5 protein-coding genes and 1 pseudogene are annotated in these 6,960 nt (G+C 59.5%); all 6 read right to left on the bottom strand.

All coding sequences use genetic code 11. The features are described 5' to 3' along the window. Positions 1-345: 345 nt before the first annotated feature. The 6 genes and pseudogenes from NKJ94_RS32000 to NKJ94_RS31975 all read right to left on the bottom strand — a co-directional run bounded on the left by NKJ94_RS32000 (position 346) and on the right by NKJ94_RS31975 (position 6,909). Positions 346-1,599, bottom strand: a complete 1,254-nt coding sequence (locus NKJ94_RS32000) for an ABC transporter substrate-binding protein (protein WP_352531110.1) — start codon at positions 1,597-1,599, stop codon at positions 346-348. A gap of 70 nt (positions 1,600-1,669) precedes the next feature. Continuing rightward, the gene (locus tag NKJ94_RS31995; protein WP_352531116.1) at positions 1,670-2,719 is read right to left on the bottom strand and encodes a LacI family DNA-binding transcriptional regulator; all 1,050 of its coding nucleotides are present in this window, start codon (positions 2,717-2,719) and stop codon (positions 1,670-1,672) included. A 311-nt stretch (positions 2,720-3,030) separates the two neighbouring features. Continuing rightward, complete coding sequence (locus NKJ94_RS31990; protein ID WP_352531108.1) at positions 3,031-4,368, bottom strand: DUF6600 domain-containing protein; 1,338 nt, start codon at positions 4,366-4,368, stop codon at positions 3,031-3,033. A 203-nt stretch (positions 4,369-4,571) separates the two neighbouring features. Beyond that, positions 4,572-4,802 (bottom strand): annotated as a pseudogene (locus tag NKJ94_RS31985) (LacI family DNA-binding transcriptional regulator); the annotation flags it as partial. Between the two features lie 244 nt (positions 4,803-5,046). Next, on the bottom strand, positions 5,047-5,631 hold the full coding sequence (locus NKJ94_RS31980; protein ID WP_352531106.1) for a hypothetical protein: 585 nt from the start codon (positions 5,629-5,631) through the stop codon (positions 5,047-5,049). A 321-nt stretch (positions 5,632-5,952) separates the two neighbouring features. After that, the gene (locus tag NKJ94_RS31975) at positions 5,953-6,909 is read right to left on the bottom strand and encodes a P-loop NTPase fold protein (RefSeq protein WP_352531104.1); all 957 of its coding nucleotides are present in this window, start codon (positions 6,907-6,909) and stop codon (positions 5,953-5,955) included. Positions 6,910-6,960 lie beyond the last annotated feature (51 nt).

Raw genomic sequence — 6,960 nt, 5'->3', positions numbered from 1 at the left:
CCCGGTTTCCCCACCCAATTTGCCATGGCAATTTGGGGGAAACCCGACCTCTCCCCGAGGGGAGAGGAGGTCGCCAGCGTTGATGCCAGGCTCTTCTCCCCAGCGGGGAGAAGGTGGCCGCGAAGCGGCCGGATGAGGGGGTCTTTTCTCAACGTGACAGTCCTGCTGTTGACGCCGCGTCCCCCTCCCCCTTGAGGGGAGGGTCCGGCCGAAGGCCGGGGGTGGGGTCCTCTCGGAAGTGCGCCGACAGAAAGATCCGACAGAAAGAACCGTCGAGCACTTCCGAGATGACCCCACCCGGACCTGCGGTCCGACCTCCCCTCGAGGGGGAGGTGGGGCCGGCGCTTACTTCTGCGGCGCCGAATCGATGATCGACTGCATGGTTTCCTGCGCATTGGCGATAGCGCCGTCGACGTCTTCGCCAAAGAAGACCTCGTTCATCATCTGGTTCCACGGACCGTTGGCCGAGTTTATCAGATCGTTGAACACCACCGAATAGGGCGTGCGGCCCTTGGCCATGGCTTCGGCGGCGATCTGGTAGCGCGGATCAAGGTCCTTGAGCGCGTCCTTGGCGATGTCGCCGCGCACCGGCAGGCTGCCATACTTCGCCAGAATGGTCTGGCCCTCGAGCGAATAGGCGAAATCGAGGAACTCCTTCACCACCGCGACTTTGGTGGTGCCCTTGGTGACGACGAAATTATCGCCGCCGGCAAACGACGACCAGCCGCCGTCCTTGCCGGGCAGGAAGGTGATGCCGTAGTCGATATCGGGATATTGCGTGTTGAGCGCGCCGATGGCGAAGGCGCCGGACGGCGAGATGCCGATATTGCCGGTGGCGAAGGCGGCAAAGAAGTTGGAGCCGGTGTCGGTCTGCGCGCCTGATGGCACCAGGTCCTTCTTGACCATGGAACGGTAGAGGTCGATGGCGCCGCGCATCTGCGGGGTGTCCAGCGTCGCCTTGGAGCCGTCCTCAGTCAGGATGTCGCCGCCCGATGCCCAGATCAGCGGCGTGAAGGTGAAGATGTTGCAGCCGCCGCAATTGCCGGAGAAATAGAAGCCCTTGATGTCGCCGCCGAGCGCATTGACCTTTTCGGCGTCGGCTTCGATCTCGGCCCAGTTGGTCGGACCCTTTTCCGGATCGAGGCCGGCCTGCTTGAACAGCTTCTTGTTCCAGATCAGCACTGAAGAGTCTGCCGAGAACGGCAGCCCGTAGATGCGGCCCTTATAGGTGCCGGTCTTGACATGGGCCGGCGACAGGCTGGCGAAATAGGGCAGCGATTTCGCCCAGTCGGTGATGTCTTCGAGCTGGCCGGCGGCAGCGAAGGAGGGCGTGTAGATCAGGTCGAGCGAGAGCGCATCGGGTGCCGTGCCACCAGCGGCGGCAGCACCATATTTCGGGATGATCTCGGCATTGGGGATGATGTCGAGCTTGATCTGGTTCTGATGCCCCTTGTTGAAGGCATCGACGATGCGCGGCATGAAGTTCGAGCCGTCGGCGCGCACCCAGATGTTGGCGGTGTCGGCGGCGGCCGTCCCGGCTGTCGCCAGCGTGCCTAGGATGCTCGCGGCGATGGCGAGCCCGGTAATGGTGGTTCTCATGGTTCTCCTCCACATGGTTCTAATTTAGCCGCGCCCCCGAGCGGGTGACTATCAGCACGGCCCGTTTCGTTCAGCCGTCCGGCGGACGGCCGCATGACTGACGCACCACCAGCCGGCACGGCAGTTTTCTGATGCCCGGTTCGGCGGGTTTGCCGCCGACGAGCGAAAGCAAGGCAAGGCCGGCCTCGCGCCCGAGCGCGGCCAGGTTCATGTCGACGGAGGTCAGCGGCGGGCGGGTCGCCTCGGCGACGATCTGCCAATTGTCGAAGCCGATGACGCCGACCTCGTCCGGCACGCCGATACCGCGCTCGCGCAAGGCGTCGATGACGCCGCGCGCAATCTGGTCATTGCCGCAAAACACCGCGTCGGGCTTTTCGCCATCGCGTCCCTTGCCGTCGAACAGCGTCTTGACCGCCTCATGCCCCCAGGCTTCCGACCACTGGCCGAGCAGCGGCTCCATGACCGGCAAGCCGTTCTCGGCCAGCACCGCGCGATAGGCCTCGGCCCGCGCATGCACCACGGCAAAGCTCGCCGGACCGCTGACATGGGCGATGCGCCGCCACCCGAGCCGGCAGAAGTGCTCGACCGCCAGCCGCGCGCCGCCAGCATCGTCGGAGACGAACGCGATGGCGTTTGGATCGGGCTCGGTAAAGGCATAGATCGCCGGAATGCCGAGATTGGCGAGGTCGACCGGCAGGTGGCGGTCGATGCGCTTGCCGGTGGCGATGATGCCGTCGACGCGCTTGTCGAGCATGGCATCGACATGCAGCTGGGCAAGGCGCGGGTCGTCCTCGACATTGCACAAAAACACCGAGACGCCGGCATCGACCAGCGCATCGGAAACGCCGGCCATCAGCGGCAGCGAAAAGCGGCCATAGGTATCGTTGGTCAACAGCCCGACGGTAAAGGAGCGCCGCCGCAACAGGCTCTGCGCCAGGCTGTTCGGGCGAAAACCAAGCCGCTGCGCCGTCTCGCGAATCCGGGTCCGCGTCTCGGCCGTCATCCGCCCCTGCCCGTTGAGGGCTTTCGAGGCGGTGGCGACGCTGACGCCGGCAAGTGCCGCCACCTCACGCAGGGTGACGGGCTGCTTGGCAGGCGTTGGCTGCGCATCGGATGCCAGGATATCGATCCTCCCATTTGAGAAAAGCTTTTCTCTTACCGGCCTGCGAGGTGCTGAATGGTGAAGTCAGCGGATGCCGGCAGAGTTGGGAAAAGGTTTTCTCAAAAGGAAGATTAGGGGAAGGATGCAAGGATGGCAAGAGGGAATGGCCTGGTTACAGGCATGTTCGGCAGTCAACTACGACTCGCTGCCCTGGGTCCAGGATCTGCCATGGCGGCCCGAAGGAAAGAGGGCGAGCAGCTTTGGCGTGCATTGCCGTTCAGCGGGCACCGCGATGGAATGGCCGCGGTGCCCGTAGTCTACCCGCATAGCTAGCAGTTCTCAGTCTGCGGATCGCACGCCTTGTTTTTTTGCTTCTGTGGCTTGGGCTTGGCCGCCTGCTCGGGCTCGGCCTGCTGCTGCTCGGCGGCGGGTTGCTTCTTGGCCTTCGGTTTCTCGGGCTTGGCCGCCTGTTCCGGCTCGGCCTGCTGCTGCTCGGCGGCGGGCTGCTTCTTGGCCTTCGGCTTCTCAGGCTTGGCCGCCTGTTCCGGCTCGGCCTGCTGCTGCTTGGCGGCGGGCTGCTCCTTGGCCTTCGGCTTCTCAGGCTTGGCCGCCTTGCCGGGCTCGGCCTGCTGCTGCTCGGTGGCCGGCTGCTCCTTGGCCTTCGGTTTCTCAGGCTTGGCCGCCTTTTCGGGCTCGGCCTGCTGCGGCTCGGCGGCGGGCTGCTCGCCGACCTTCGGCTTCTCAGGCTTGGCGGTTTCTTCGGGCTTGGCCTGCTCGGTCGTTGCAGCGCCTTCGGTCGGCTTCGATTTCCGGCCAGCCTGAACCTGCTTCACCTCCTCGATGTCTTTGAGCTTAGCTGGTTTGGCCTTAGGGTCGGCTTTCACCTCGCCCTCAAAGACAGCGACCGTATCGTTTTCCAGTTTGCCGGACTGCTCGGGCGCGTCGGTCTTGCTGACCTTGACGGCAGTCACCTTCTGGTTCGTCTCCTTTTCGATCACATCGACATCAATGACTTTGTTGATCACCAAATTGTTCTGGATCGTCACGTCGCCGGCCGGTTCGGCCGCCTCGACAATGCGCACAAACTCCGGCTCATCCCGAATAACGACCACAGAAATGTCCGCGGCAAGGAATTCGCGGGTGGGGACCACAACCCAGTAATAATCCGGCGTCGTGTCGAAGGTCACCTCGATTGAAATCAAATCCGGATCGCGGCGGGGCGGCAGCGGCGCCCAAATGATGTGCTCTCTGTCACGACGCCAACTCACCCATGCTGGCGCCCAGCGAGTGCCCGGAACCCAGTACCAGCCGATATCGTCGGCATAGCCCCACCGGCCGTAATGGTACGTCGCCCAGCCGAATGGCTCGTCGGACACCCAGAGCCAGCCATACTGCTCGGTATAGACCCAGTGTCCAAGCGTATACGGACGCCAATCGTCAGGCACATCAACCGGCACGAAAACGGTCGCTCCGTGATACGAGACCCAATCACCATAGGAAGACAGGTCTTCGTAGAACGTGCTGATCGAAACGGTGGTGGCAGCCCTTGCCTCGGAAACAAGCGACAATGGCGTAATCGGGTTGGGAATCTCGACGACCGTGAGCAGGCAGGCGGTTACACCGCCGAGCATCAGTCGCACCGCATGTTGGGCAAGGACGCGTTTCATCGTAATCTTCCTCCGAAACAGATCGCCCTTCATCCTACAAACCCGCCGGCTGCCGGATTGTTCCACTTTGCTAACGTTGCCGATCCCCTCAAACAACGGCTTGGCATCGCACAATGATATTTGGGATCAGAGTTGCTTCACGAGGGCGGTGAACCGTCACAAATACGCGCCGAAGGCGCGGCGATAGGTCGTTGGTCAGCGGGCCCGACAGTAAAGCTGCGCCGCTGCAACAGGCTCTGCGCCAGGCTGTTCGGGCGAAAGCCAAGCCGCTGCGCCGTCTCGCGAATCCGGGTCCGCGTCTCGGCCGTCATCCGCCCCTGCCCGTTCAGCGCTTTTGAGGCCGTTGCCACGCTGACGCCAGCGAGCGCGGCCACCTCGCGGAGGGTGACCGGCTGCTTGGCTGAGACGGGCGTTGGCTGCGCATCGGACGCCATGATTTGGATATCGATCCTCCCATTTGAGAAAAGCTTTTCTCTTATGGCCCTGCGAGGCGCTGAATGGTGAGGTCAGCGGATGCCGGCAGAGTTGGTAAAAGGTTTTCTCAGATGGAGATTAGGAAACGGTTGAGGAGTTGGCAAAGGGGGTATGGTGGGCAGCGAGCGAGGCAATCGGCCCACCGCGCTTGGGCGTTTCCCATGGCAGTCGGGATGACCGTTGCTGCAAACTGCAAAAATCCAGCTATGCAGCTTCCTCTTCGTCGTCCCTGCCCGTTCCCCAAATTATGTCAAACAGTGATTTAGCTTTCCGCTTGCCGTGTAGGAGCTCGCCAATCTGCCTACTCCAATCCCGGTCGGAACCTGAATTAGAGAAAACGCCCCATGCACCTTTAACCTTTTCTCTGGTGCTTTCCTCCGAGTGCCTTATGAAGTCGGCTACCTTCGTCCGTCCAAGGCCGGCAACTCCTCTTAATATCTTGCGATTGTCTGCCTCCAACGCTGCGCACAAGATATATCGAATCAGATTGTCCTTCTCCTGGCGCGAAATCCTTTCTCCCACGTTCAGCAGCTGATCCATAATTCGTGGGAAAGCGGCTGTCGCGACAGTGAGTGTTGTCGTAGTCACGTCTTTCAAATCCTCCCGCAGCTTCCGAAAAATGTCGGAATGGAAGTCTTTGTCGATAGCATCGAGCAACAGGTCGTAGTTCAACGCTGCGTCTACAATGACAACACGTCCCGCAAGTACACCGAGTACAAATTCCGAGAAAGCTACGCGAAAAGCAGGGTCGAGAGACACATAACCTGATGTCGAGATCTTTTCCAGCAACGTGCGCGCGCTTTGACTCGCAAATTCGCGACGAAGAAATTTCCAAAGTCAAACTTGATGAATGTCCTGTTGAAGTGGTGCGTGCTTCGTTTCAGAGCGACGGAGTTCGGTGGCGGCTCTTTCATCAAAGGATAGCAGACTTGCTTACGGGGGTGCCGGCGAACGAGTGGAGCACGCATCTGGCAGCAGGAGACCATGTGGCGGTTCAATACGGACTGGATCTCGTTGCCAACAGAGAGGGACACAACGGCCATAATATTTCAGAAGGTTCGCGAGATTTATGGACGGAAGATTGCCGGAAACAAACGCCCGGATGATCAGTTACTTCGCGGCATAATTAGAGTTGCGGTAGCCTCCCTCAATTAGGCGCCGGTCGTATGGCACTATGGCGGTCACTGGATTTTTCGCTCCCGAGTTTCTCGATAGCGGGCCGCGGGAGAAAACGGCGCGGACGAGCGCCCAGTATTCGTTGATTTCCTTCTTTGGGAGTCGGTCGATGTTGTCGAGAACGATGATTACGCGTGACTTGTCAGATTGAATTACGGAGAGGATTTCACGAAGAGTACTCTGAAACTCGAAATCATTCGGATCTGTCTCGCGGATATGCTGAGTTATCTTTTGATCCTCGTATTGTTTTGCACTAATCTGAAGCGTTTGTGATAATGCGTCACGAAAACTAATTCTGTCATGCGAATGACCGAATCTCCACCATGCTCTGCAAAACGCAACGGCAAGAAACGCAAGCATAAAAATGAAGGGCCACGAGCGTAAAAAAGCGCCAGCGTCAAAAGCTGATTTTGCCCAAAAATAATATACGGGAAGAAGCGGTATCAAGAGGACTACACATATTCCATACCAGTCGAGCATGGATCGGTTCGTTGATTGGGTCTCGCGAACCTTGCCTTTTACCTTCCGCTCTATTTCCTCAAGCAAGCTATCCTCTTTGGGAAAGGTCGCCCTTGCCCAATCGAGAAAATGCTCGAGAAATGAACGACGAAAAGATGAACCTTGGGATTGCCATATATCAAAGGTAAAGAAGCTGTGGTGAACGCCGCCACGAGTACCTTTCTCGGTCAGCTTTCGCCGTGCGATCTCCACCACGGTGGACTTTCCGCTTCCCCAGGGACCATCCAGCCCGATCGCGCGATCGTCACCTCGGAAATTCGTTATCGCAGATGCGAGAGCTTCAGCCGTCCGTTCATGACCCTTGCCATGGAACTGATCTTCCCTGGAGGGTTCATCGATGAGGATTTCACGTTTTATTTGATTAATAGCCATTCCAAAAACCAACTAACGAGTGATCAAACATTAACCTATGGCATAATCACA

The sequence above is a fragment of the Mesorhizobium sp. M0060 genome (assembly GCF_040323155.1).
GTDB lineage: Bacteria > Pseudomonadota > Alphaproteobacteria > Rhizobiales > Rhizobiaceae > Mesorhizobium.
This window is presented reverse-complemented; position numbering and strand designations above follow the sequence as displayed.